This window comes from Bradyrhizobium hipponense (genome assembly GCF_008123965.1).
Lineage (GTDB): Bacteria > Pseudomonadota > Alphaproteobacteria > Rhizobiales > Xanthobacteraceae > Bradyrhizobium > Bradyrhizobium hipponense.
The window spans coordinates 15,577-40,277 of the sequence record NZ_VSTH01000019.1 but is presented as its reverse complement, the minus strand read 5'-3'; the positions used below and the strand labels follow the sequence as shown (position 1 = coordinate 40,277).

The 24,701-nt window shown below is 62.6% G+C and carries 21 protein-coding genes; 8 read left to right on the top strand and 13 right to left on the bottom strand.

Going from position 1 to position 24,701, the window contains the following annotated elements:
- Positions 1-104 precede the first annotated feature (104 nt).
- Positions 105-2,561: a hypothetical protein gene (locus FXV83_RS06350; protein ID WP_148738353.1), complete on the top strand. Its 2,457-nt coding sequence runs from the start codon at positions 105-107 to the stop codon at positions 2,559-2,561.
- Between the two features lie 83 nt (positions 2,562-2,644).
- Here FXV83_RS06350 and FXV83_RS06345 read toward each other — a convergent pair whose 3' ends face one another.
- From FXV83_RS06345 to FXV83_RS06310, 8 genes are all read right to left on the bottom strand, one after another.
- A complete protein-coding gene (locus tag FXV83_RS06345; protein WP_148738352.1) occupies positions 2,645-3,532 on the bottom strand; it encodes a phosphatase PAP2 family protein in 888 nt (295 codons plus the stop codon).
- Positions 3,533-3,608: 76 nt separating this feature from the next.
- On the bottom strand, positions 3,609-5,399 hold the full coding sequence (locus FXV83_RS06340) for an adenylate/guanylate cyclase domain-containing protein (RefSeq protein ID WP_148738351.1): 1,791 nt from the start codon (positions 5,397-5,399) through the stop codon (positions 3,609-3,611).
- A gap of 591 nt (positions 5,400-5,990) precedes the next feature.
- Positions 5,991-6,995: a 4-hydroxythreonine-4-phosphate dehydrogenase PdxA gene (locus FXV83_RS06335; RefSeq protein WP_148738350.1), complete on the bottom strand. Its 1,005-nt coding sequence runs from the start codon at positions 6,993-6,995 to the stop codon at positions 5,991-5,993.
- Positions 6,992-8,533 (bottom strand): tripartite tricarboxylate transporter permease, encoded by a 1,542-nt coding sequence (locus FXV83_RS06330; protein WP_148738349.1) that lies wholly within the window; start codon positions 8,531-8,533, stop codon positions 6,992-6,994. Before FXV83_RS06330 ends, FXV83_RS06335 begins: the two co-directional genes overlap by 4 nt.
- Before the next feature lie 11 nt (positions 8,534-8,544).
- Complete coding sequence (locus tag FXV83_RS06325; protein ID WP_148738348.1) at positions 8,545-9,027, bottom strand: tripartite tricarboxylate transporter TctB family protein; 483 nt, start codon at positions 9,025-9,027, stop codon at positions 8,545-8,547.
- A 57-nt stretch (positions 9,028-9,084) separates the two neighbouring features.
- Positions 9,085-10,077, bottom strand: coding sequence for a Bug family tripartite tricarboxylate transporter substrate binding protein (locus FXV83_RS06320; RefSeq protein WP_148738347.1), 993 nt, complete (start codon positions 10,075-10,077; stop codon positions 9,085-9,087).
- A 50-nt stretch (positions 10,078-10,127) separates the two neighbouring features.
- Positions 10,128-11,387 (bottom strand): CaiB/BaiF CoA transferase family protein, encoded by a 1,260-nt coding sequence (locus FXV83_RS06315; protein WP_148738346.1) that lies wholly within the window; start codon positions 11,385-11,387, stop codon positions 10,128-10,130.
- A gap of 9 nt (positions 11,388-11,396) precedes the next feature.
- Entirely contained in the window at positions 11,397-12,194 is a 798-nt protein-coding gene (locus FXV83_RS06310) for an enoyl-CoA hydratase/isomerase family protein (RefSeq protein WP_148738345.1), read from the bottom strand.
- Positions 12,195-12,314: 120 nt separating this feature from the next.
- On the opposite strand from FXV83_RS06310, the gene FXV83_RS06305 reads away from it, so the two are divergent.
- Entirely contained in the window at positions 12,315-12,980 is a 666-nt protein-coding gene (locus tag FXV83_RS06305; protein WP_148738344.1) for a GntR family transcriptional regulator, read from the top strand.
- Positions 12,981-13,047: 67 nt separating this feature from the next.
- Positions 13,048-13,695 (top strand): glutathione S-transferase family protein, encoded by a 648-nt coding sequence (locus FXV83_RS06300; protein WP_148738343.1) that lies wholly within the window; start codon positions 13,048-13,050, stop codon positions 13,693-13,695.
- 64 nt (positions 13,696-13,759) lie between these two features.
- Here the strand turns inward: FXV83_RS06300 and FXV83_RS06295 are convergent, their stop codons facing one another.
- Positions 13,760-14,488, bottom strand: a complete 729-nt coding sequence (locus FXV83_RS06295; RefSeq protein ID WP_148738342.1) for a haloacid dehalogenase type II — start codon at positions 14,486-14,488, stop codon at positions 13,760-13,762.
- Positions 14,489-14,653: 165 nt separating this feature from the next.
- Here FXV83_RS06295 and FXV83_RS06290 point away from each other — a divergent pair, with 165 nt between their 5' ends.
- Positions 14,654-15,847 carry a hypothetical protein gene (locus FXV83_RS06290; RefSeq protein ID WP_148738341.1) on the top strand — a complete coding sequence of 398 codons (1,194 nt, stop codon included), beginning with the start codon at positions 14,654-14,656 and terminating at the stop codon, positions 15,845-15,847.
- Positions 15,848-15,921: 74 nt separating this feature from the next.
- Here FXV83_RS06290 and glpX read toward each other — a convergent pair whose 3' ends face one another.
- From glpX to FXV83_RS06270, 4 genes are all read right to left on the bottom strand, one after another.
- Positions 15,922-16,923, bottom strand: coding sequence for a class II fructose-bisphosphatase (glpX, locus tag FXV83_RS06285; RefSeq protein WP_148738340.1), 1,002 nt, complete (start codon positions 16,921-16,923; stop codon positions 15,922-15,924).
- 81 nt (positions 16,924-17,004) lie between these two features.
- The gene (locus FXV83_RS06280; RefSeq protein ID WP_148738339.1) at positions 17,005-18,321 is read right to left on the bottom strand and encodes a homoserine dehydrogenase; all 1,317 of its coding nucleotides are present in this window, start codon (positions 18,319-18,321) and stop codon (positions 17,005-17,007) included.
- A gap of 29 nt (positions 18,322-18,350) precedes the next feature.
- Entirely contained in the window at positions 18,351-19,571 is a 1,221-nt protein-coding gene (locus FXV83_RS06275; protein ID WP_148738338.1) for an LL-diaminopimelate aminotransferase, read from the bottom strand.
- 245 nt (positions 19,572-19,816) lie between these two features.
- Positions 19,817-20,092, bottom strand: a complete 276-nt coding sequence (locus FXV83_RS06270; RefSeq protein WP_148738337.1) for a hypothetical protein — start codon at positions 20,090-20,092, stop codon at positions 19,817-19,819.
- A gap of 254 nt (positions 20,093-20,346) precedes the next feature.
- Between FXV83_RS06270 and FXV83_RS06265 the strand changes: the two genes are divergently transcribed.
- From FXV83_RS06265 to FXV83_RS06250, 4 genes are all read left to right on the top strand, one after another.
- Positions 20,347-22,155: a PHA/PHB synthase family protein gene (locus FXV83_RS06265; protein ID WP_187435697.1), complete on the top strand. Its 1,809-nt coding sequence runs from the start codon at positions 20,347-20,349 to the stop codon at positions 22,153-22,155.
- A gap of 66 nt (positions 22,156-22,221) precedes the next feature.
- Positions 22,222-22,620, top strand: coding sequence for an MAPEG family protein (locus FXV83_RS06260; protein ID WP_148738336.1), 399 nt, complete (start codon positions 22,222-22,224; stop codon positions 22,618-22,620).
- Positions 22,621-22,909: 289 nt separating this feature from the next.
- Complete coding sequence (locus FXV83_RS06255) at positions 22,910-23,677, top strand: outer membrane protein (protein WP_148738335.1); 768 nt, start codon at positions 22,910-22,912, stop codon at positions 23,675-23,677.
- Between the two features lie 97 nt (positions 23,678-23,774).
- Positions 23,775-24,641 (top strand): ornithine carbamoyltransferase, encoded by an 867-nt coding sequence (locus tag FXV83_RS06250; RefSeq protein ID WP_148738334.1) that lies wholly within the window; start codon positions 23,775-23,777, stop codon positions 24,639-24,641.
- The last annotated feature ends 60 nt before the right edge of the window (positions 24,642-24,701 follow it).

Genomic DNA, 24,701 nt, shown 5'->3' with positions numbered 1-24,701 from the left:
CTCCTGCACGACCTGGCCGAGAGAAGACGGGCGCTTGCCTCTCGCAACCACCAGGAGCATGCTCATGTTCGTCGTGCCGGAGATCGAGACCCGTGAGGTGAGCTGTGATTCTTCCGCAAGAACCAGATCTTTCGATTGAGAGGGATGCTCACGGGACCATTCGAGAGCTGCGCCACTTGCAGACGCCGGCCATCGCTGAGCCCGGCCAGTCGGCGAAGCGGGCAGCACTCGCTTATCTGAACGAGGCAGCGCTCGAACGAGGGTTGTTGCCGCTCGAACAGGGCGATTGGGACCACCTCAGTGATACGGTCGAGTCCGACGAACCGCGTCGTGCCGGCAAGTCGAGGTTTCGATGGGCGCCCGTTCGTGAACTGAAACGCAATTCAGAAATCGAGACGACGATCGTCTGGTGCCAACAGACAGCTCCGCTCGAGCAGAATGCCGAGTTCGTGCCCGATGCACTGGGCCACAGCATACGGCTCGTTATCCATCACAGGGGCCAAACCCCGCAGATCACCAGTGCACGATTAACGACGATCGAGCACGCTCATCTGTCGATCGCATCAGACCGAGTCGAGAGAGCGTTCGGTCGCCTGGATGGGAGGTGGGCGGACAATCTCCCCGCGGACATGGTCGTTGGCCTTTTGGCTCCGCTCCTGGGCCTTCCTGTTTCAACGGCCCGCATCGAGGATGCGACGCTCGTTGCGTACCTTCGAAACGAACGCAGCGCCGTCTATGGCGGCATACTAGGCCTGGCGATCAACGCTACGGTTTTCCTGCCCGTGGCGAGCGGCGACTCGATTCCACATCGGGTCCTGTTCGATCCTCTCGAGAACGAAATCGTGCGCAAGGCGCCGATCGCGTCAGCTTGCGCGGGATATGCTTTCGCCAGTGATCCCGACAGCAGGACGGGCGCTTTCGAGCTACGTCCCGACACCTGTGCCGACCTGCTTGATCACGAACGCGAGCCGGTTGGGTTGCTCGGCCTTGTTCACGTCCCCGGCGGGCGCCGCAAGCTCTCGGGACCACGCGTGCGGGTGCTCACGCCGGCGGCGCTGGGGAAAGACTACGATCCGCCGCAGCAGCGAGCTCCCTTCGCCTTCTCGTCCCGAACCAACGAGTTTGCCGCAGTGAGCGCCTACTATCATTGCGATTCAATGATGCAGCTGGTGGAGCAATTCGGATTTGTTCTTGCAGACTATTTCGGAAAGGTTGCGCTGCCTTTGACCGTCGAACATCGGGCCAAGATGTTGACAGGCTCGGGAGCACGCGATGGTCGGGGCATCAATGCGTATGTGACGCCGTTCCGGGCTGACCAACTGGCGCCAAGCTGGGACGTGAGGATGCTGTTCGGGCTGGCCGATTTTGCCGATACCTGGAAAAACCCGCTGGGCCTGGCCGCCGACGTCCGTTTCGTGTGGCACGAGTTCTGTCATGTTCTGATCCTTGCCGCGACTGGTTCAACTGAGTTTGACTTTGCTCACAGCGCTGGCGATGCGCTGGCGGCGATCAATGGCGATCCTTCCTCGAAACTTCCGGCTCCCTATCGCGGCGTAACGTTCCCCTTCATCCAGTTACCGCTGCGGCGCCACGACCGAAAGGTCGAGGACGGATGGGGTTGGAACGGCACACAGTATGAGAGACCAAATCCCACCTATGGGCTACGGGATCCCGCCGGCTACAATGCGGAGCAGATCCTGTCGAGCACGCTGTTCCGCCTTTATTGCGCCTTGGGCGGCGACGCGCTCAGCCGCAACGACACAGGTCAGTGCCAGCCTGATATCGAACGCCGCAGAGCAGCCGCCTATCACTGCACATACCTCATCCTGCGCGCGATCGCTTCGCTCGGATTGGTCGACACCGAGCCGACCAGCGAGGCCGGTCAGTTCGCAACCGCCCTGATGGAAGCGGACGTCGGCACGCCTGATCTCGACTATGAGGGGTCGAAACGGCGTGGCGGTATGTTGCACAAGGTCATCCGTTGGGCGTTCGAGCAACAGGGCCTATATCAGCTCGCGCCGGGCGGCTGCCGAAACGAACCGGGACGGCCGCCGGCAATTGATGTCTATGTCGACGACGGCCGCGCCGGATCATACGGCTACACTGACGGCTGGCATGCGCTTCCGCAGGTCCTGTGGGTCTGCAACGGCGCGGACTGCGGTGCGCCAGGCGAGCCGCCGCGATCGGGCTACGTCAATTATGTTTATGTCAAACTGGGCAATCGCGGCGACCAGCCGGCTATCGCAGCGTCAGTAGATATTTTCGCAGCGATTGGCGATGCGACCGAAACCTGGGACGTCGCGCGAGGCGGCTGGCAGAAGCTCCAGGGAAACTATCAGCCCCAGGACGTTCATCCCGGAGAAATGGTGAAGTTTGGACCTTTCGAGTGGACACCACAGGCAGGCGTCAGAAATGCGCTACTTGTTAGAGCGACCGTTGCCGGCGACCGCAGCAACATCGATGACGACTGCACCCTGCCGTGTGCCGTCGGCCCGATGCTGCTGGCGGAGCTGATCCGCACCGACAACAATCTGGGTTATCGGGACTGGACACTACAATAGGGCCGCAACCAGCTCCGGCGAGACGGGAACATTCAGTTCTGGCTGCTCTGCCTTTAACGCGCCGCTGCAGATCCGGATCTTGCCTAGGGTGGGAAGCCCGGGAACGGTTCGCTCGTCGGCGGGGTGGATGAAATTGAGAGATCCCACTCCGCTTTGGCCTCGCCAAACAGTTTGATGATGTCGGGACACTGGTTCGGAGTTTTGATCATGTTCCTGCACGCGCGGGCGATGAATTCGCCCGCAGCGGTGTCGCTCGGGTAGTGCACGCCCGCACGCTCGCGGTTGAATGCGACCCGTGTTGCAAGCCAATTCAGCTCATTGCTGTAGTCGGGCAGCACTTCTGCGAGAAACAGCGACAACAACCAGCTCTGGAGGGAATGAGCGCTCGGAAACGAGGCGTGAGCCGGCGGACCGAAAGCCGGCACAAGGCCCGGACACACGAACGACGGTCGCGGTCGCTTGTACTTCTTCTTGTAATAGGCCGCCACGATCTGGCCAATGCGCACCGCGAGGTTCATGACGACCAGTGTCTTGAAGTGCGCATGGCTGTTGATGCTCAGCATGCTCACCCAGTAGGCGGGCGCATTATCATGCTGGATCACGATCTCGGCCATGTAGCGCTCGCGGTCGGTTTGCATGAGCTGCTGGAGATGATGGATCTCGGCGTTCACGAATGCCGAATTGGCTGCGGATTGCCAACCGAGCAAGTCGGGCTGCTGTCCGGCGAGGTTGATAGCCTTCCAGCCGGGTCCACATTTTTCGATGAACTCGATGAGAAAGAGCAGCGAGAGGACATCGGGATCCCATGGCCCGATTCTGCCTTGCCACGCTCTCGTTGGCAGCGACTTGTCCGGAAAACTCGGGGCGGAGTTTGGACCAAGCTCGTATTGCAGCGTGAGAGGTCGGAAGCCGAGCTCGGGCGGCGTGGCGCCAAAAGCCATGCCCATGCCCATCCCCATACCCATTCCCATGTCGTCCTCCAGAGCTGTTCTGCGGGAACCTGTGTCTCAAAGGCAAGCAAGTGTTGCGAAGCTGTTCGTCTCGCCGTCAGCGAGGCAGCCCGGCTTTAATCAATCTTTCTGCAAGCAAGGCGCGTCGTTCCGGCTGTTTGATCGGGTACCAACTGCAATACTTTTCAACCGAGAACGACGGATCAATTCGCATGTGCGCGGCTCCAACTTCGCGCGCCTGCTCGAGAGAACCGGCCGCCACAAGGCTCGCAGCAAGGAGCCGCAAATTCGCGACAAACTGCGGAGCCGCGGCCATCACCTTCGAGCCCCAATGCACCGCCTCGTCGAAGGTCTCGTTGGTGTAGTGGGCGTTGGTGAGCGCCGATTGATAGAAGTAGGCGTAAGGGTCGAGCGGCGATAGAGACATCCCGTAAGATGCTCGGGCCACCGCGCGCGGTCCATCGCCAAGATAACAATATGTCGATGCGCTCAGAGACCAGGCAATTGCGGAATTTGGCGTTCCCCCGATTGCGCGATCAAATGCATCGATGGCCCGATCATACGCGGCGAACAGGAACGAATTGATGTGCCCAAAAATGGCAAGCGCCATCGGGTCCGACGGTTCGAACTCGAGCGCGCGTGCTGCAAGCCTGAGTGCCTCGCGGGAGTCGGCCTTGAAGTCAGTCGTGTGCCCTTCGCCGATATGCAGAATGTACCACTTGGCCATCAACGCATAGGCCGCGGCATAGTGGGGATCATGGTCCAGAGCCTGCTCGAACAGCGATCGTGCCACCAGCATGTCGTCGTGGCCGAGACGATACAGACGGTACATCCCCTGCAGCACCAAATCGTAGGCGTTCATGCTTTGCGGAATCTTGCGCTCGGCATGCTTCAGTTCCGATATGTGGATATGTGGCAGGAGCGCGTAAGCGATGCTTGTAGCGATCTTCTCTTGGACGTCGAACAATTGGGTAATCGATGCCTCGTACTGATTAGTCCACAGCATGGACCTGGTGTCGACGTCGATCAGTTCCACCCGCATCCTTAGCAGCTCGCCACTCCGCATGAGCGTTCCTGTGACCAGATATCGCACGCCCAGGCGATGGCAAACGGCACCGGGGTCGATGGTCGGACTGGTGAAACCAAGAGTGGACGTGCTGGAGACGACGAACAGCTCGCGGATACCCGCGAGCGATGCAACGATATCGTGGACAATCCCCTGCGCGAGATAAGCGTCCCCTGCTTCAAGACCGAGCATTTGTAACGGCAGCACGGCCACAGACGGTTTCAGCGCGTGAGCCACGGAGATTGTCGGAGCCCGCAGCTCATGGTGCGCAATCTTGAACGCCCGGATGCGCCGCTCGATGTTCTTGAGCGTGAGGAACCCCATGTCGGCGGCCTGATAGCGCAGATGCTCCTTCACCTGATCGTGGATGGCTCCCGAAACGACGACCCCGCCCGGCCCTGCAAACTCCTGAAGCCGGGCCGCAATATTGACCCCATCCCCATAGATGTCGTCATGCTCGGCGATGACCTCGCCGACATTTGCCGACATCCGCAGCTGGAGCGGATTACCGCCTTCAGAGGATGATTGGTCCAAATGCAGTTGCGTACCGAGCGCGAAGCTGATCGCATCAACCGGATTCCTGAATTCCAGAAGCAGGCCGTCGCCGGTGCTCTTGATCACTTCCCCGCCGTTAGACGCAACGCGCGGTTCGATCACATCTGCACGCATCGCCATCCATCGTCGGTGCGTGCCTTCCTCGTCACTTCCCATCAGCCGGGAATATCCGACGACATCGATGAAGACGGTGGCCGCCGAGCGCCGTTTCGGCCGGCTTTGATCGGAGCCGTCTTCCGGGTGCGTGTTGTCGACTCTGATCATCATCACAGACGCAACTGCTGGCGGCCACAACCATTGTGGGGCGAAGAGACTGTAGCAGACAGGGACTTGCGGGCAAATAATAAGGCCTGCACATCGACAGGGCACAACTCACAGTCGCGCCAATCACATCAGGACACGCCTGGCCAAGAAGCCTCGTTCAGTAACGGAATGCAAACACTAGCTTTTTGCCCAAAATGCGCGCGCTGCTCATCAGCGACGGGGGAGCCGTGGCAGAGTGGCGCCCCAGGATGCGCGCCAGTGCCAGGCGGCCGTGGGCCCCGAAATCGCCACCGGCTGTGCGCTTCGCGAAGTTCGCGTCAGATCAGGCTGTCTAGCGCGAATAGCTCACCCGTACGAACCTGGCGCTGGAAACGACAAGCCGTTTGTCGAACAGATCGACACCCGCGCCACGCGAGACCAACTCGGAATTTCGAGTTCCAAATGTTGGATTAGTTCCCAGCAGATCACCGCAAGGCGTCGCGCGCGTCGCCAGCGAAATGCCCTCCTCGTACCGACCGGCAACGAGACGAACGGGCTATTGCCGATCAACTGACTGCATCACTCTCGCAACTCAGCTTCTGGTCTTCACCCGATTCAGCCGCCGCGGCGCCCCGCCATGTCGGCCGCGAGCAGCACCGCGGCGCGGCTGGCGCCGGTGGACGCGATGCCTTGGCCGGCGATGTCATAGGCGGTGCCGTGCGCGGGCGTGCAGATCGGAAACGGGAAACCGCCGAGCATGGTCACGCCGCGATCGAAACCCATCAGCTTCATCGCGATCTGGCCCTGGTCGTGGTACATCGTCAGCACCGCATCGAAGACGCCACTCTTGGCGCGGAGAAATACCGTGTCGGCCGGGAACGGCCCCTCGGCGGCAATGCCCTCGCGCTGGCCGGCCGCGACCGCGGGGGCAATGACATCGATCTCCTCGCGGCCGAAATTGCCGCCGTCGCCAGCGTGCGGGTTGAGACCGGCCACGGCAATGCGTGGCCGCGCGAAACCAGCGTTGCGCATACAGGAATCGGTCAACTTGAGCGCGCGTTGGATGCGTTCGCTGGACAGTTTCGAGGCGACGTCCTTGAGCGGAATGTGCGAGGTGACACGCGCATTCCAGAGCTCGCCGAGCACGTTGAATTCGCTTGCCGCGGTCTTGAGCCCGACGACCTCTGCCGAGAACGCGATCTCGTCGTCATAGTCCGAACGGGCAAACCGCATCGCCTGCTTGTTGAACGGCGTGAAGCAGACCGCGTCAACGTGCCCGTCGCGCGCGAGCTCCAGCGCGTGACGGTAATTTGCCAGCGCGAACCTGCCGCCGGCAAGGCTCGCCGTGCCCTGTTCGACTTCCGCGGGATCAAGGTGGCCGAGATCGATGAACAGCGCATCGCCCGCGGTGGCGCGGACGTCGGCCCCCTGCTCGACCGCTTTGAGCTCCGGCCTGACGCCGGCGATGCGGACGCCTTGGTCGAAAATGCGGCGGTCGCCGATGACAACGAGCCGGCCACGGGCGCGAATATCATCCAGCGCGACCAGTTTCGCCGTCAGCTCCGGGCTGATGCCGGCGGGATCTCCCATCGCAAGTGCGATGAGCGGCTTTGAGGTCATATGATCACCTTTTCCTGACTTGTCGTCGGATCGCCGGGTAACGCGGGCTTGCGCAGCAACATGCGCGCCAGTTGCAATGCCAGCGGAAGCAGCAGGAGCACGATGCCGGCCACGACCAGGCACGTCACCAGGCGGTTCGCAAAGAAGATTCCAAGCGATCCCTTGGACATCAGCATCGATTGCCGGAACGCATCCTCCGCCTTGTCGCCGATGACGATCGCGAGCACCAAGGGCGCGAGGGGATAGAACAGCTTCTTGAAGAGATAACCGACGATGCCAAAGCCCATCATCATGACCACGTCGAGATAGGAGTTCGACACGGAATAAGCACCGACCACGCAGATGATTACGATCAGGGGCGCGATGACGACGAAGGGAATCCGCATCAGGGCGGCAAACACCGGAACCGTCAGTAATACCAGCGCGACCGCGACGATGTTGCCCACATACATCGAGGCGATCAGCCCCCAGACGAAATCCTTCTGATCGACGAACAACATCGGTCCGGGGTTGAGCCCCCAGATCATCAGGCCGCCCATCATCACTGCCGCCGTGGCAGAGCCGGGAATGCCGAGCGAGAGCATCGGCAGCAGCGCGCTGGTGCCGGCCGCATGATCGGCCGTCTCCGGCGAGATGATGCCTTCGACCTCGCCCGTGCCGAAGTAGCGTCCGCGCCTCGAGAAACGCCTGGCGATGCCGTAGCTCATGAACGATGCCGCCGTCGGGCCGCCCGGCGTGATGCCCATCCAGCATCCGATCGCCGCGCTGCGCAGCAGCGCAACGCTGTGCCTCGGCAGGCGGCCGACCGCGCGAAACACCTCGCGCCAGTCGATCTTCGAGGAGACCGCGCGGGCGTGAAACTCCTCTTCGACCGCCACCAGAAGTTCGCCGATGCCGAACAGCCCCATCACAGCGACGACAAAATTCACGCCTTTCACCAGCTCGTCGACGCCCATGGTGAGGCGCACGCTGCCGGAGACGGTGTCGATGCCGATGGCGGCAATCGCAAAGCCTATTCCCAGCGCAACGACGGTCTTGATCGGTGCTGCACCGCCCATGCCGACGAAGCTGGCGAAGGCGAGGAAATAGACCGCAAAATACTCCGGCGGCCCGAAGGCGAGCGCGACCTCGGCCACCCATGATGCGAGAAAGGTGATCAGGATGACCCCGACCAGCGCGCCAAATGCGGCCGAGCCGAACGCCGTGGCGAGCGCCGTCGTCGGTCGTCCGTCACGCGCCATCGGATAGCCGTCGAAGGTGGTCGCGACAGAGGACGGCTCGCCCGGAATGTTGAACAGGATCGAGGTCACGGAGCCGCCGAACAGCGCGCCCCAATACATGCTCGAGAGCAGGATGATGGCCGACACCGGCTGCATGCCGAAGGTCAGCGGCAGTAACAGCGACACGCCGTTCGGCGCGCCCAGCCCCGGCAGCACGCCGACGAGAATGCCGAGCAGCACGCCGATCACCATCAGCGCCAGATGCGACAGGGTGATCGCGATGCCGAAGCCGTGCAGGAGCTCCTGGAGATTGTCCATCGCCCGCTCCGTCAGAACCCGAACGCGGCGGCGAGCGCGCCGTGCGGAAGCGACACCTGGAACATGCGCTCGAACACCACGTAGAGGCCGAGCGCGGTTGCCGCCGCCATCATTGACGAACGCATCGGGGATTGATGCTTCGGAACTGCGAGCACCGCGAAGATGTAGAGGGCCGAGGCGAGGTAGATTCCGATCAGCGGCATGGCCGCAACGAAAATCGCCGCTGGCACGAACAGGCCTGCAAGCCGGCGCAGCTCGGTCGGTGTGATGGCGATTGGGACGCTCGCCAGCGTCAAGCCCGGCAGGGCCCCGCGCGCCAGATTGTACAGGCTGCCAAGGACGACGATGACGCCGGTCAGGAACGGGAAGGTACCGGACTCCACGCCCGCGCTCGACCAACCAATGCCGTTGTCGAGGCTGGAGACGACGACCGCCACACCGAAGCTGCCGGTGAGGACGGCGGTCGCCAGTTCAAGAGCGCGGCGCGATATCATCAACGACTCCTTGCAGGCTCGAGACGACAGGGTGGCATGGCACGGTGCATCACCGCCTTACTTGATGAGCCAGCCCTGCTCGCTCGCAACTTGCTTGAGGTGCTCGAGATCTTGCTTGATGAACTTGTCCAAGGCATCGCCTGTCAAAAACGTGTCGACCTGCGAGGTCTTCTCGATGTAGTCCTTCCATTCCGGCGTGGCCTGAACCTTCTTCATCAGGTCGACATAGAACGCAGCCTGCTCCGGCGTGACTTTGCCGGGCAGCCACACCGTCCGCGGCTGCTCATATTGCGCGATGTCTAGACCCTGTTCGACGCAGGTGGGGACGTCACTCCAGCCTTCGGTCGCAGTGATCTTGGCGCCCTGCGGCAAACGCTTCGGACTGAAGGCGCACAGCGGGCGCTGCGTGCCGCCGCGCCACTGGCCGAGGCTCTCGCTGGGATTGTTGATATGCGAGTCGATGTGCCCGCCAGCGAGCTGCACCGCGGCCTCGGCGCCGCTCTTGAACGGGATGTAGGTCAGCTTGACGTGACCGATCTTCTCGATCATGCGCGTCAACACCTCATCGGTGTCCTTTGATTGCGCGCCGCCCATCTTGAATTCGTTTGCGGCCGCGGCCTTCAAATAGTCGCCTGCCGTCTTGTAGGGCGCGTCCTGCTTGACCCAGAGCAGGAACTCGTCCTGGGCCATGGCCGCGATCGGGGTGAGGTCGGTGTAGTTGAAGGCGACCTTGGACACGAGCGGCTGCTGCCAGGCGTTCGAGGTGCCGAAGATGACCTTATAGGGATCGCCCGCGGACGCCTTGCCGTACACATAGCCTTCGGCGCCGCTGCCGCCGCCCTTGTTGACGACGACAATCGGCTGGTCCGTCAGCTTGTACTTCGTGATGATGTTCTGCACCGCGCGGGCCAGATTGTCCGTGCCGCCGCCCGGCCCTGCGGTCGCCACGAACTCGATCGGCTTCTGCGGCTGCCAGGCTGCGCTGGCGGGAGCCATGCCGGCGAGCACAATAGCGGCCGCAGACAGCAGATAGGTCGACGTATTGCGCATGTTTTTCCTCCACCCGATTTTTGATCTTGTTTATTGGTAGCGACGTCAGGTCAGGCGACTCGTTCCTCCTGCCTGCTCGACCCCAAGACAATCGCGCCTTCTTTTTCGAGCGATTCGATCTGCTGCTGGTCGAACCCGTACTCCGCCAGCACCTCGCCTGTATGTTCGCCATACACAGGTGCACCGGAACGCACCTTGCCAGGCGTCTTTGAGAATTTGACCGGAAGCCCGATCGTCTTGACCGGGCCGAGCGTCGAATGCTCGACTTCGACGACCATCTCGCGCGCGAGCGTTTGCGGATCGTTCAACGCCTCCAGCATGTCGTGGACAGGACCACACGGCACGCCCTTCTCGTCAAGCGCCGCCAGCCAATGCGATCGCGACCTCATCCGGAAACGCTCGCTCAACACCACTTCGAGCTCCTTCAGATGTGCCATGCGGTTGGCTCCGGTGACGAAGCGCGGATCGGCCGCAAGCTCGGTCGCATCGAGCGCCTCCAGCATCAGGAGCCAATGCTTCTTGTTGGCGCCGCCGACCACGAGCCAGCCGTCGGAAGCTTCGAAAGCCTGATATGGCGCGTTGAGCGGATGCGCCGAGCCCATCGCGCGCGGCGCCGTGCCCGCGGCAAGGGCGATGGTCGATTGCCAATAGGTCTGCACCAACGCGGCTTCATAGAGCGACGTCTCGACCCATTGTCCATCGCCGGTTTTCAGACGATGCGCATAGGCAGCCAGGATGCCCATGCTCGCAAGCAGGCCGGCGGTGATGTCGGACAGCGGCGGTCCGCACTTCACCGGCGGACCGTCGGGACGCTCGCCCGTAAAACTCATGATCCCGCTCATCGCCTGCGCGACCAGATCGAATCCCCGGCGGTGCTTGTAGGGGCCGGTGCGGCCGAACCCCGACAGCGAGCAGTAGATCAGCGCCGGGAACTCCTTGTGCAGGTCCTCGTAGCCGAAGCCCAGGCGCTCCATGGCGCCGGGTGCAAAATTCTCGACCAGCACGTCGGCGCTTGCGATCAGCCGCCGCAGGACGCGCTTGCCGCCATCTGTTTTCAGATCCAGCACGATGCCGCGCTTGTTGCGATTCATCATCAGGAACGAGGCTGCCTCGTCGCCGATTTTCGGCGGCACCGAGTGGCGGGTATCGTCGCCATTGGGTGACTTCTCAATCTTGATGACGTCGGCGCCCATGTCGGCAAGCATCAAGGTGCAGGTCGGCCCCGCCATGACGTGGGTGAGATCAACGACCTTGAGGCCGGCGAGCGGTCCGGAGCGATGAGAAGCGGATTGCGATGGATCCTTTTGCATCGGACTGCCCTATTGGCCGCGCCACTGCGGCGCGCGCTTGGTGAGAAATGCGTCGAGGCCCTCGCGAAAATCCTCGCTGGTGTAACACATCAGGATCAGGTCCTCGCCCTCCTCCCGCGTCAGCCGCCGTTGCAGGCGGGCGACCGCCTGCTTGGTCGCGTTGAGCGTCAGGGGCGCATGACCGGCAAGGAGCCGGGCGACATCGTCGGCACGCCGGTCGAGCGCCGCAATGTCCTCGACGACTTCCGTGAGTAGCCCGACGCTTGCAGCCTCGGCGGCTTCGACGAGGCGCGCCGTGAAGATCAGATCCTTGACCCGTGCAGCACCGATCAGCGCCGTGAGGCGGCTGACATTGGACATCGACAGGCAATTGCCGAGCGTCCTGGCGATGGGAAATCCGATTTTCGTGCTGCGGGTACCGATGCGCAGATCGCAGGCCGCGGCGATGCCTGCCCCGCCCCCGGTGCAGAACCCGTTGATCGCCGCGATGGTGGGAACCCGGCACTGCTCGAGCACGGTAAGGACCCGATCGATCCGGTTCTCGTAGTCGAGCGCGTCCTGCGGTGTCTTGAATTCACGGAACTGATTGATGTCGGTTCCCGAGGCGAAGGCCTTGTCGCCGGCGCCGCGGAGCACCAGCACCTTGATGGAATGATCCTCATTGGCCCGCCGGCAAATGTCCGCCAGCCGCTCGTACATGGCGAAGGTGAAGGCATTGCGCGCCTGTGGGCGGTTGAAGACGATCCGCCCAATATCGCCATCGCGTTCAAAAACGAGGTCTTCCGTCGCCGCGACCTGTTGGTCCATCTCCCAAGTCCTCTTTATGTTTTTTACATTTTTGAATGCAAAATGTGATATTTTCAAGCTAAATCTAGCATCGTATCGGTCTATACTCGAATTTTGCATGCAAAAATAGGGCTCTACTCCATGCTTCATGAGGAGGTCGTCGGGCGCATTCGCGCCATTCTGCTCGACGGCGAAATCCCGCCCGGCGCCCGCATTCCCGAGCGCGAGCTGTGCGACCGGCTGCAGATTTCGCGCACGCCGCTGCGCGAAGCGCTCAAGGTCCTCGCCGCCGAGGGCCTGGTGCACCTGCTGCCCCATCGCGGCTCGCGCGCGGCGAAGCTGACCGACAAGGACATGCGCGACCTGTTCGAGGTCTGCCAGGGCCTCGAGGCACTCGCCGGCGAGCTCGCCTGCGAGCGCATCACCGACGGCGAGATCGACGAGATTGCCACCGCGCACGCGTCGATGGTGCAGCACTATCGCGAGGGCGATTTAATCCAGTACTATCGCGGCAACCGCGCCATCCACGAGGCGATCGTCGCCGCCGCCGGAAATCCCGTGCTCTCGGGACTCTATGCCTCCGTGACCGCGCGCATTCGCCGCGCGCGCTACGTCACGCCGATGAGCCCGCAACGCTGGGCGTTCGCGGTCAGCGAGCACGAAGCGATTCTGAACGCGCTGCAGAGGCGCGATGGCGTTGGCCTTTCCCACATCTTGCGCGCGCATCTCCGGCACAAGCGCGAAGAGGTCCTGCAGGCCGGATTTGCGGAGACGGACGGGAGCGAACTCGCGCTGAAGATCGCGTGAGGGAGAGGTCACAACGGCTTGTAAACTTGCCAGTGTCTGGCAATCCTGGAGACCAGGAGCACGCCGCATGGCGATTGAGCTGCACGGCTACCAGTACAGCGTCTATTCCTGGATCGCCCGCCTGGCTCTCCATGAAAAGGGCGTGGCGTACGATTGGGTCGAGGTCAATCCGTTCGCGCAGAATATCCCTGCAAGCTACCTTGCAATGCATCCCTTCAAGCGCGTTCCCGTGCTGGTTCACGATGGCTTCGTCGTCTACGAAACGGGCGCCATCACGCGCTATGTGGATGAAGCGTTCGAAGGACCCGAGCTTCAATCCACGGAGCCAAGAACGCGGGCGCGTTGCAATCAGATCATGTCGATCGTGGACAGCTACGCTTACTGGCCTCTGGTGAGGCAAGTCTTCTCCCACGGGGTTTTCAAGCCGCTCATGGGATTGCCGGCGGACGAGAACGAATTTCGAAAAGGCCTCGAAGCTGCGCCGAGGATCCTGTCAGCATTGGAGAAAGCCCTCGTCGAGGGACCATATCTCTGCGGGAATCAACTATCGCTCGCGGACATTCATCTCGCGCCGATGATCGGCTATTTTGTATTGGCCCCTGAAGGAAAAGCGCTGCTTCAGGGGCACCTCAGGCTGCGTGACTGGTGGGCAGATTTTTCCAAGCGAACGGCTTTCGTGGCCACAACGCCGCGATTGCCGTCGGCGTCGCTGTGAGAGCTGCTCTCGGCCCAAGGAACCCCTGGGTATTCGTCAACACATCGCGCTGCGCAAAGCGGGTCTAGCAGCTCAGCCTGTCGGCGAGCCCGCCAAAATCCCTGGCGACGATGTCCCAGTTGCCGGTGGCTTCGAAATCGACCTTCTGCAACGGACCGTACTCCGTCGGCCGCGCCACGAACGCGGTCTTCAGGCCGTTCTTCTGCGCGGCGGCGAGGTCGCCGTTGTGGGCGGCGACCATCATCACCTGCGCTGGCTTGAGGCCGAGCAGGCGCGCGGCGCCGAGATAGGTTTCGGGATCCGGCTTGTAATGCTCGAACAGTTCGGCGGACATGATCAGGTCCCAGGGCAGGCCCGCGAACTTCGCCATGTTGGTGAGCAGCGCGACGTTGCCGTTGGACAGCGGCGAGATCACGAATTTCGATTTCAACCGCGTCAGGCCGGCGACGCTGTCGGGCCAGGGATGCAGGCGGTGCCAGCCTTTGGTGAGATAATCGAGGTCCGCGTCAGTGAGGCCCTTGATCGCAAACTGCTCGACCAGCTTTTCCAGCGAGCGGCGGTGCAAATCGTCGAGCATCACATAGCCGCGCTCCGGATGCTTACGCACGTCGTCCATGGAGGCCATGTACATGCCGCGCCAGCCGTCGACCAGCGCGGTCCAGTCGGCGCTGATGCCGCGCTCCCTGCCCCACCACGTGAAATCCGTGATCAGGCTGGTGCGCCAGTCGACGACCGTGCCGAACACGTCGAACACCAAGGCTTTGACGGCGGAAAGATCGGACGTCGTGGTCATGCTTTGCTCCGCTGATTTCCCGTGCCCCGGGGCGGCTTCGGATCTGATCGAGGGCTTTAAAGCATGATCCCTTCCATGCAACAATAGCGCTAGTCCGGCACATCAAGCACGTCCAAGACGAGCGAGGTGATCGGCTTCAACCACTCGGGGTGTAACGCATCTGCCATGACCAACGCTGTTGCATATGCATTGCTTGAGGACGCCCGCCTCCCAAATGTGGGACTCCTGATCGAGACGCTCCGCGTCCGTCATCCCGGCCTGCGCTGGGAAAGCAGCGAAGTCACAACAAGTGAAAACGCCGACAAGGCGACGTTCATCCGCGCCGGCGATCATCTCATGGCCATCCTCTTGATGCCTGCGCCCCTGCCCTTCGATCAGCAGCTGTGGCAGCGGGCTTCCTGGGTATGGCCGGAGGCTTTCCAAGCAGTTGGGCGGCACCGCGCGCACCTCATCGTCTCGACCATGGGCTCCGCCGAGAACAAGGCAGAGACGCCAAAGCTTGGGTCCGTTGAGAGTACTCGCCTCACAACGGCCGTTGTCGGCGGCGTACTCGAAGCGCTGCCGGGTTGTCTTGGCGTCGTCTGGAGTGGAAAAGTTGGCTGCTCCCCCGAGATGTGGCTAGAGCAATCACGCCGCTCGTTCGAGCCGTTTCCAGATCACCCCTACAGTTTATGGGTAGAGATCGTTCCTTACCTTTGCGGTGAGACTGTCGGGGCCTATACGGTCGGTTTGTCCGCACTCACAGGACGCGAGATCGAATTTGAGGTGGACGGGCTCGAGGAACGCGCCGTCACCGTGCGCGTTGCCCAGCTTTCGTCATACCTGATCGCAAACGGCCTCGACGCCGGAATTAAGAGCGGCGCGGTTTTCGGGGCCGACTCCGAAATTGATCATCGCGTTGCCGTGCTTCACCGCAATTCGCGCTTCAACATCGGGCCGGTCATTTCATTCTCATCTGTTTCGGATCGATTTGGAAGACTCAAGACCTACGAGATCATTCCAGCCTCGATCGCCCGGAATCATCCTCTGCTGGTGATGTTGAGCAAGGTCGGACTTTTCGATCCGGCAAAGACCGAAAATCAAATCAAACTCCGGCCTGATCACTACGTCTCGGAAGTCCGATTGGAGAGCTACGATGGCGCCATATCAGGCGCGCTGTCCAACTTGCTCGCTACCGATGCCTATATTGAGGCCGACGCAAAGGCTCGACGCGCGCTTGCGAGCGGGGATGTCCAATCGGCGAAGCTGCTTCTCCGGCCGTTTGCAGAAGAAGTCGATGTGCTTCAGTCGGCTTTGAAGTTAGGCCTGACTTTGCGTGATGCCTTCATGTTTTTGCCAGCACCGCCTCGCAGTCCGTAGCCCTGACGGAGGTGCCTATCGGCGACCAACGTCCGGCGTTAGTTAGCCGAACGTTGCGTGCGATCGTCGCAGCCTCAATCGAGGTGGAACTTCGCCAGCTCGCGGTGCTCGGCCTTGATGTAGCGCACCGTGCCGGTGACCGAGCGCATCACCACCGTCTCGGTCTCGATCACGCCGTCCTTGCGGAATTTCACGCCCGAGAGCAGCGAGCCCGTGGTGACGCCGGTGGCGGCGAACAGGCAGTCGCCCCTGGCCATGTCCTCGATGCCGTAGATCATCTTGGGATCGTTGACGCCCATCTCGGCGGCGCGCTCGCGCTTCTCGTCGGAATCCAGGATCAGGCGGCACTGCATCTGGCCGCCGATGCAGCGCAGCGCCACGGCGGCGAGCACGCCTTCCGGCGCGCCGCCGGTGCCGAGATACATGTCGACGCCGGTGTTGTCGGGGTCGGCGCAGTGGATCACGCCGGCAACGTCGCCGTCAGTGATGAGGCGCACGGCCGCGCCCGTCGAGCGCACGCTCTCGATGATGCTGGCGTGGCGCGGACGGTCGAGCACGAGCACGGTGATCCCCTCCGCCGGCACGCCCTTGGCCTTGGCGAGACGGCGGACGTTTTCGGCCGGCGTGGCGTCGAGCTCGACGACGCCCTTGGCGTAGCCGGGACCGATCGCGAGCTTCTGCATGTAGACGTCAGGGGCGTGCAGCAGCGTGCCGCCGTCGGCCATCGCCATGGTGGCGATCGAGCCCGGCATGTTCTTGGCGCACAGCGTGGTGCCTTCGAGCGGGTCGACCGCGATGTCGACCTGCGGGCCGGCGTTCATGCCCACCTTCTCGCCGATGAAAAGCATCGGCGCCTCATCGCGTTCGCCCTCGCCGATCACGATGGTGCCTTCGATCGGCAGCTTGTTGAGCTCGCGCCGCATCGCGTCCACGGCGGCCTGGTCGGCCGCCTTCTCATTGCCGTGCCCGCGCAACCGCGCCGAAGACACCGCCGCCCGCTCCGTCACCCGCACGATCTCCAGCGTGAGAATGCGCTCGAGCAACGCGTGCGGCGGGACTGAAATATGGGTCGACATCGGCTCACTCCTTCGAAACAGGTTTGGACGGAAATCTCCGCCCGCATCAACTCATAACACCCACAGTTCGTTCGAACCGTGTCAGTTCTTCTCGATCCTTATGACCTGCGGCCGTCCGCTGATCACCTTGTCGCGCTGCACGGCCGCGAGTGCGCGGCGCACGGCGTCCTCATGCGTTGCGTAGGTGATCAGGATGACGGGCACAGGCACCGCCTTGCCATTTGCCGGCGCAGCGCCGCCATTGGGATGCCGCTGCACGATCGACTCGATCGAAATCTTCTGCTCCGCGAGCCGGGTCGCGATCGCGGCCGCGGTGCCCGGGAAATCGCGCGCCAACAGGCGGATGTAGTAGCCGCCCTCGTGCCGCTCCATCGGCGCCTTCTTGGTGTCGCGCAGATGCAAGATCGGCCGGCCGAACGGATTGGCGCGGATACCGCGCGCGACGTCGGCGATGTCGGCAACGACCGCGGATGCGGTGGCAGCTCCCCCGGCACCCGGGCCGACCAGCGTGATCGGCGGAATGCCCTCGCCATCGATCGTGACCGCATTGGTGACACCCATCACCTGCGCGATCGAGGAGGATTTTGGAACCATGGTCGGATGCACGCGCTGCTCGATGCCCATGGCGGTGCGCACGGCGACGCCGAGCAGCTTGACGCGGTAACCGAGATCAGCGGCGGCGCGTAAGTCTTCCGGCGCAATGGAGGAGATACCTTCGACATACACCGCGCTTTGAGCAACTTTCGTGCCGAAGGCGAGGCTGGCGAGAATGGCGAGCTTTTGTGCGGTGTCGTGACCGTCGACGTCGAAGGACGGATCGGCCTCGGCATAGCCGAGCCGCTGCGCATCCTTCAGACATTCGCCAAAGGATAAGCCTTCCTGCTCCATCCGCGTCAGGATGTAATTGCAGGTGCCGTTGAGGATGCCGTAGACGCGGTTGATGCCGGTTCCCGCAAGACCCTCGCGTAACGTTTTGATGACGGGGATTGCGGCGCCGACCGCTGCCTCGAAATTCAGCGCCCCGCCGTGCTTTTCAGCGGCCTTTGCCAGTTTGAGGCCGTGCTTGGCGAGCAGCGCCTTGTTGGCGGTGACGACGGATTTGCCGGCGTTGAGCGCGGCTTCGACCGCGGAGAGCGCAGGATCGCCGGCACCGCCGATCAGTTCGACGAAACAGTCGATGCCGGGATGCGTGGCCAGCGCCATCGGATCCCTGGCCCATTCGACATCGCGCAGATCGAGGCTACGCTTCTTTGCCTTCGAGCGCGCGGTGACGGCGACGACACGAATGCCGCGTCCGCTGCGGCCTGCGAGCACGCGGGCTTGCGTTTCGATCAAACGGACAACTTCGGCGCCCACGGTGCCGAGCCCCGCTATGCCCACTTTCAGGGGTGCGACCATGATGCTTTTAGAAAACCTGTCGAAGAGAATTAACGCCGGTTGGCGAGCGGAACGACGTTGTGCAACGTTTCGATGCCGCTTTCAAGGAAGCGGCGAACGCCGCGCGCGGCCTGCCTGATCCGTTGCTCGTTTTCCACCATGGCGATGCGGACATATCCTTCGCCATGTTCGCCGAAGCCGACGCCGGGCGAGACCACGACGCCGGATTTCTCCACCATCAGGGTCGCAAACTGCATGCTGCCGACGCTGCGGAAGGCTTCCGGCAACGGCGCCCAGGCGAACATCGAGGCCTCCGGCGGCGGAATCTCCCAGCCGGCGCGACCGAACGACTCCACCAGCGCGTCGCGGCGCTTGCGGTAGGTATCGCGCATCTCCTTGATGCAATCGTCAGGGCCGTTCAGCGCGGCGGTCGCCGCGACCTGGATCGGCGTGAAGGCGCCGTAGTCCAGATAGGATTTGACGCGCCCGAGGGCTGCAATGACGCGCTCGTTGCCGACCGCAAAGCCCATGCGCCAGCCGGCCATCGAATAGGTCTTCGACATTGAGGTGAACTCGACGGCGACGTCGATCGCGCCCGGCACCTGGAGCAACGAGGGCGGCGGGTTGTTCTCGTCGAAATAGACTTCGGCGTAAGCGAGATCGGACAGGATCAGGATCTCGTGCTTCTTCGCGAACGCCACGAGGTCCTTGTAGAAGTCGAGGCTCGCGACATAGGCGGTCGGGTTCGAGGGGTAGCACACCACCAGCGCCAGCGGCTTCGGGATCGAATGCACGATCGCCCGCTCCACCGCCTCGAAGAACTGCGGCGTCGGCTCCGACGGGACCGAGCGGATCACGCCGCCCGCCATCAAAAAGCCGAAGGCGTGAATCGGGTAGCTCGGGTTCGGACAGAGGATGACGTCGCCTGGCGCGGTGATCGCCTGCGCCACGTTGGCAAAGCCCTCCTTGGAGCCGAGCGTCGCCACCACCTGGGTGTCCGGGTTGAGCTTCACGCCGAAGCGGCGGGCATAATAGCCGGCCTGGGCCCGGCGCAGTCCGGGGATGCCGCGGGAGGCCGAGTAGCGGTCGGTGCGCGGCTTGCCGAGGGTCTCCTTGAGCTTCTCCAGCACGTGCGCCGGCGCCGGCAGGTCCGGATTGCCCATGCCGAGATCGATGATGTCGGCGCCGGCATTCCGTGCGGCGGCCTTGGCCCGGTTGACCTGCTCGAACACGTAAGGCGGAAGGCGGCGGATGCGGTAAAATTCTTCCATGGCTCTCTGGGCTCCGGGCAACCGGTCAGGACAGAATCAAAGGGCCGTGACGGCCCTTTGAAAGGCACCCGGCTCCTGGGCGAAAACACCTCTACATCAAAAGCCTAGAGCCATTTTCGGCGACAAGGGCTGAACTCCTTCGCCCCAACTCTCGGCTGAACTCAGGTCTTTTTAGCACGGTGTGGCGGGGGCGCCAGCGATTACCTTGCCGCGCCCCAACTGGCGTCTTTACCTGGCGCCTTCGGTTACTTGGCGTCCTTGGCGGCAGTGGCCTGGCGGTCGCGCGCCGCGGCAAGCTCGGCTTCGATCTTGGCGCGCTGATCCGGCGGGATGACTGCTTGATCACGGTCCGGCGGCAGATCGTGCACCGGCAAATAGGAGCCGGGCTCCCTGGGGTGCGCCTGCGCATCCGCAGGCGCAAGGTCGGCAAGCTGACTCGAACAACCGCCCAGCGCCGCCGCCGCGATCAGCAGTGCGCAGCAGGCAAGCCGCGTCTTTTGCAGGTCCTTCAACGCCAACACTTGGGAAATCCCCACCTCGTCCCAACGCAAGGCTGCCGGACCTTAACCCGACAACCCGTCCAAGCTCAAACCATTGTGCCCAAAAATGGTGCGAGCGAGAAAACCATCCGGCGTCCATCAACCCGGTCGGTGCGGCTTGATTGTGACGGAACCAAGAAAATTTGTCGCAGTGCAGCACATCTTCGAGAGTGTTTAACGCCAAACGTGCGAGCTTCGCGGTGACGAATACGGAATGAATCGTTACTGTTCTGCCCATGAGTATCGCCACCACCGACACGCCCAAGTCAGAGACGAAGTTCAATGCGGAAGCCTTCGCGATGAATGTCGCGCGGGCGATGGAGAGCGGAGGCAAGGCGCTCGCCGCGTACCTGAAGCCGCGCGAGAGCGGCGAGGTGCAGGATCGCCCGCCGGCCGAGCTCACCGAGGTCATCAAGACCTTCACGTCGGTCGCCGAATACTGGCTGTCGGACAGTACGCGCTCGTCCGATCTCCAGACCAAGCTCGCCAAGGACTATCTCGACCTCTGGGGCTCGGCGGCGCGGCGCATGGCCGGCGAGGACGCTCCGCCCGCGATCGCGCCCTCGCCGCGCGACAAGCGCTTCGCCGATCCGGAATGGAAGTCGAACCAGTTCTTCGATTTCGTGATGCAGCTCTATCTGCTCACGACCAAATGGGCGCAGGAGCTGGTCCGCGACGCCGAGGGGCTCGATCCGAAGACCCGACGCAAGGCGGAGTTCTACATCCAGCAGGTCACCAACGCGCTGTCACCGTCGAATTTCGTTATGACCAATCCGGAAGTGCTGCGCGAGACGGTTGCAACGTCCGGCGACAATCTCGCGCGCGGCCTGAAGATGCTTGCCGAGGACATCGCTGCCGGCAAGGGCATGCTGAAGATCCGCCAGTCCAATCCGGACAACCTCGTCGTCGGCGTCAACATGGCGACGACGCCAGGCAAGGTGATCTACCAGAACGAGATGATGCAGCTGATCCAGTATGCGCCGACGACGGAGAAGGTGCTGCGCACGCCGCTGCTGATCGTGCCGCCCTGGATCAACAAATTCTACATCCTCGATCTCAAGCCGGAGAAATCCTACATCAAGTGGTGCGTCGACCAGGGCATCACCGTGTTCATGATCTCATGGGTCAATCCCGACAAGGGGCTCGGCAGCAAAAGCTGGGAAGACTACATGAAGGAAGGCGTGCTCACAGCGATGGACGTGATCGAGAAGGTCACCGGCGAACTGAAGGTGCACACCGCCGGCTATTGCGTCGGCGGCACGATGCTCGCGACCACGCTAGCCTGGCTCGCCGAGAAGCGCCGCCAGCGCGTCAGCTCTGCGACGTTCTTTGCCGCACAAGTGGACTTCACCCACGCCGGCGACCTCCTCGTCTTCGTCGACGAGGATCAGATCGCAGCCCTCGAGCAGGACATGAAGGCGGCCGGCGTGCTCGAAGGCTCCAAGATGGCGATGGCCTTCAACATGCTGCGCTCCAACGACCTGATCTGGTCCTACGTCGTCAGCAATTACCTCAAGGGCCAGCAGCCGAGCGCATTCGACCTGCTGCACTGGAATTCGGACGCAACGCGCATGACCGCGGCGAACCATTCCTATTACTTGCGCAACTGCTATCTGGAGAACCGGCTATCCACCGGCTCGATGGTGCTCGACAACACCCTGCTCGATCTGTCCAAAGTCATGGTGCCCGTCTACAACCTCGCCACCCGCGAAGACCACATCGCGCCGGCCGAGTCGGTGCTTTATGGCTCGCAGTTCTTCGGCGGTCCGGTGAAATATGTGCTGTCCGGCTCGGGCCACATCGCCGGCGTGGTCAATCCGCCCGCATCGAACAAATACCAGTACTGGACCAACGACAACGTCAAGGACGTCACCGTCGCCGAGTGGATGAAGGGCGCCGTCGAGCACAAGGGATCATGGTGGCCGGACTGGCGCGAATGGCTGGGCGGAATCGATCCGGAGGAAGTCCCGGCACGCAGCGTCGGCAGCGAGGCGCTGCCCCCGATCGAGGACGCCCCCGGCAGCTATGTCAGGGTTCGCGCATAGCGGAATCTTCCGCAGCTTCGTATAAGCTCCACTCTTGCGACGGCGATTAAACGAGGGGACCGGGTTATGACGCGTGAATTGTTCTGGCTGACCTTGACGGTGATCCTGACCGGAATCCTCTGGATTCCCTACACCATCAACCGCTGCCAGGTCCGAGGTCTCAGTGGCGCGCTGGCCAATCCCTCGCGCGGCGACAAGCCGCAATCGGACTGGGCGAATCGCCTGATGTTCGCGCATGACAACGCGGTCGAGAACCTCGTGCTGTTCGCGCCGCTGGTGCTGATCTTGAATGCGATCGACTACTCTTCGAAATGGACTGTGCTCGCCTGCGCGGTCTACTTCTGGTCACGCCTCGCGCATCTGATCGTCTATACGCTGGGGATCCCGGTTTTCCGCACCCTGGCCTTCACCGTCGGCTTCCTGGCGCAAGCCGTGCTGGCGCTAGCGATTTTCAAGCTGGTTTGATCCCGTGTCCCTGACAAGACGCAGCCCGATCGTGATGCGCCGCTGAGCCGGGATCCGAGGCTACAGATGCCGGAGGCATGGGCTCCGGCTCTCGAGCGCATCGCTCACAAGTGCTGCGCTGCGCCCGGGGCACGGAAGACCGCCCTTTTCGTTGCGGCTGCGGATGCCGGCGGTGTTGCCGGAAGATAACAGTGCCGAAAAAACCACCATTGCGGCCGCTTGCATCTACAAATTGTCACCCATCCACAGGTATATTTTGGGCATCGCAATTGATTGATTCGGTGCAGACATGAATTGGAAGATTGCTTCCGCGCTCGGCGCGATCTCGTTCGCAACCGTCGCGACCCAGGCCAACGCAGCCGATCTGGCCGCCCGCCCATATACCAAGGCACCGCCGATGATCGCCGCCCTCTATGATTGGAGCGGCTTCTACATTGGCGCCAACGGCGGCTACGGTTCATCGCGCAAGTGCTGGGACCAGACCGTCGGGTTCGCCCCCGGCGTTGCCGAAGGCTGCCACGACGCGACGGGCGCCGTCGCCGGCGGCCAGATCGGTTATCGCTGGCAGACGAGCGCCTTCGTGTTCGGCCTCGAGGCCCAGGGCGACTGGGCCGATCTCTCCGGCCAGAATGCCAGCACCGTGTTGGGGGTCGCGAACCGCACCCGCGTCGATGCCTTCGGCCTCTTCACCGGCCAGGTCGGCTACGCCTGGAACAATGCGCTGCTTTACGTGAAGGGCGGCGGCGCCGTCACCCGCGATCGTTACCGCGGCATCGGTACGGGCGGTCTGGCCGGGGCTGAGTTCGATGGTGCCGACGAGACCCGATGGGGCGGCACGGTCGGTGTCGGCTTCGAATACGGTTTTGCCCCGAACTGGTCGGTCGGCCTCGAATACGACCATCTGTTCATGGGGAACCGCGATGTCACCCTCACGTCCAACGGCGCGCTGGCGCCTGTCGGCACGTTCTCGCGCACCGACCGCATCGGTCAGGACGTCGATCTGATCACGGCCCGCATCAACTACAGGTTTGGCGGCCCGGTCGTCGCCAAATACTGAGCGACGCGGCAAATCCCCAACGGCCGCCGGCGTCCTTCGGGACGCCCGCGGCAGCGTTTCGTCCGGGCACGCTTGCCGATCAAACACCGGGACCTGGATGCGTAGCGAGTCCGACAGGGATTTTCTCGAATTCCACGACCTGCAATCGGACACCATCCTGTCGATCGTCGGCCGTGCGCAGGTCCTGGCAGGGGCATGGAACGATCGTGACATGCCCCAGAGCCTGGCCGGCAAGCGCGTCGGCATCGTCGTTGATGACGGTGGATGGAGGAATACGTCCGTCTTTGATCTTGGCGTCCAGGCGATGGGCGGCATCAGCGTACAACTGCCGATCAGGTTCAACGTCCATGAAACGACGGCGGATCTGGCAGGATATCTCGACAACTGGTTCGACATCCTGGTGGTGCGCACCCAGGAATTATCGACCTTGCGCGGGCTCGCATCGAGCGCCAGAGCGCCCGTCGTCAACGCCAGGACGCGATCAAATCATCCCTGCGAAACGCTCGGCGATCTCGCTTATCTCGGAAGCAGGCGCGGAACGCTCGAGGGCCTGAAGGTCGTCGGCGTTGCTCCGGACGCCAATATCTTGCGATCCTGGGTCGAAGCCTCCATTTCGCTGCCGATCCATGTGACGCAAGTCTATCCGGCGGATTGGCATGTCGAGGACATCGCAAGTCCGAGGTTCACCGCCAGCGCCGATCTGGACGCGTTGTTCGATGCCGACGTGATCATCACAGACTGCTGGCCCGACGGTGCGCACGACGATCAACTCGCGACATACCGGATATCGGTGTCGCTCCTCGACAAATGCCGCCCTGACGCAATTTTCCTCCCCTGCCCGCCGGTGACCCGGGGTCAGGAAGTCACGGCCGATGCAATGAGCCACCCTGCCTGCCAAAGCACGGTCGCGAAGGCTTACCTTCTCCACGCGCAGAATGCGCTGCTGGAATGGATCGTCGCCTAAAGCGCGACGAGATGGGGATGAATCGTGATCGCGCTTTAGGTGTCGTTTGAGTAAGATCTT

Coding starts and splice junctions, on each gene's coding strand:
- FXV83_RS06345 (WP_148738352.1), bottom strand. CDS start 3,532: ATGGGAATGGGTATGGGGATGGGCATGGGCATGGCTTTTGGCGCCACG.
- FXV83_RS06340 (WP_148738351.1), bottom strand. CDS start 5,399: ATGATGATCAGAGTCGACAACACGCACCCGGAAGACGGCTCCGATCAA.
- FXV83_RS06335 (WP_148738350.1), bottom strand. CDS start 6,995: ATGACCTCAAAGCCGCTCATCGCACTTGCGATGGGAGATCCCGCCGGC.
- FXV83_RS06330 (WP_148738349.1), bottom strand. CDS start 8,533: ATGGACAATCTCCAGGAGCTCCTGCACGGCTTCGGCATCGCGATCACC.
- FXV83_RS06325 (WP_148738348.1), bottom strand. CDS start 9,027: ATGATATCGCGCCGCGCTCTTGAACTGGCGACCGCCGTCCTCACCGGC.
- FXV83_RS06320 (WP_148738347.1), bottom strand. CDS start 10,077: ATGCGCAATACGTCGACCTATCTGCTGTCTGCGGCCGCTATTGTGCTC.
- FXV83_RS06315 (WP_148738346.1), bottom strand. CDS start 11,387: ATGCAAAAGGATCCATCGCAATCCGCTTCTCATCGCTCCGGACCGCTC.
- FXV83_RS06310 (WP_148738345.1), bottom strand. CDS start 12,194: ATGGACCAACAGGTCGCGGCGACGGAAGACCTCGTTTTTGAACGCGAT.
- FXV83_RS06305 (WP_148738344.1), top strand. CDS start 12,315: ATGCTTCATGAGGAGGTCGTCGGGCGCATTCGCGCCATTCTGCTCGAC.
- FXV83_RS06300 (WP_148738343.1), top strand. CDS start 13,048: ATGGCGATTGAGCTGCACGGCTACCAGTACAGCGTCTATTCCTGGATC.
- FXV83_RS06295 (WP_148738342.1), bottom strand. CDS start 14,488: ATGACCACGACGTCCGATCTTTCCGCCGTCAAAGCCTTGGTGTTCGAC.
- FXV83_RS06290 (WP_148738341.1), top strand. CDS start 14,654: ATGACCAACGCTGTTGCATATGCATTGCTTGAGGACGCCCGCCTCCCA.
- glpX (WP_148738340.1), bottom strand. CDS start 16,923: ATGTCGACCCATATTTCAGTCCCGCCGCACGCGTTGCTCGAGCGCATT.
- FXV83_RS06280 (WP_148738339.1), bottom strand. CDS start 18,321: ATGGTCGCACCCCTGAAAGTGGGCATAGCGGGGCTCGGCACCGTGGGC.
- FXV83_RS06275 (WP_148738338.1), bottom strand. CDS start 19,571: ATGGAAGAATTTTACCGCATCCGCCGCCTTCCGCCTTACGTGTTCGAG.
- FXV83_RS06265 (WP_187435697.1), top strand. CDS start 20,347: ATGAGTATCGCCACCACCGACACGCCCAAGTCAGAGACGAAGTTCAAT.
- FXV83_RS06260 (WP_148738336.1), top strand. CDS start 22,222: ATGACGCGTGAATTGTTCTGGCTGACCTTGACGGTGATCCTGACCGGA.
- FXV83_RS06255 (WP_148738335.1), top strand. CDS start 22,910: ATGAATTGGAAGATTGCTTCCGCGCTCGGCGCGATCTCGTTCGCAACC.
- FXV83_RS06250 (WP_148738334.1), top strand. CDS start 23,775: ATGCGTAGCGAGTCCGACAGGGATTTTCTCGAATTCCACGACCTGCAA.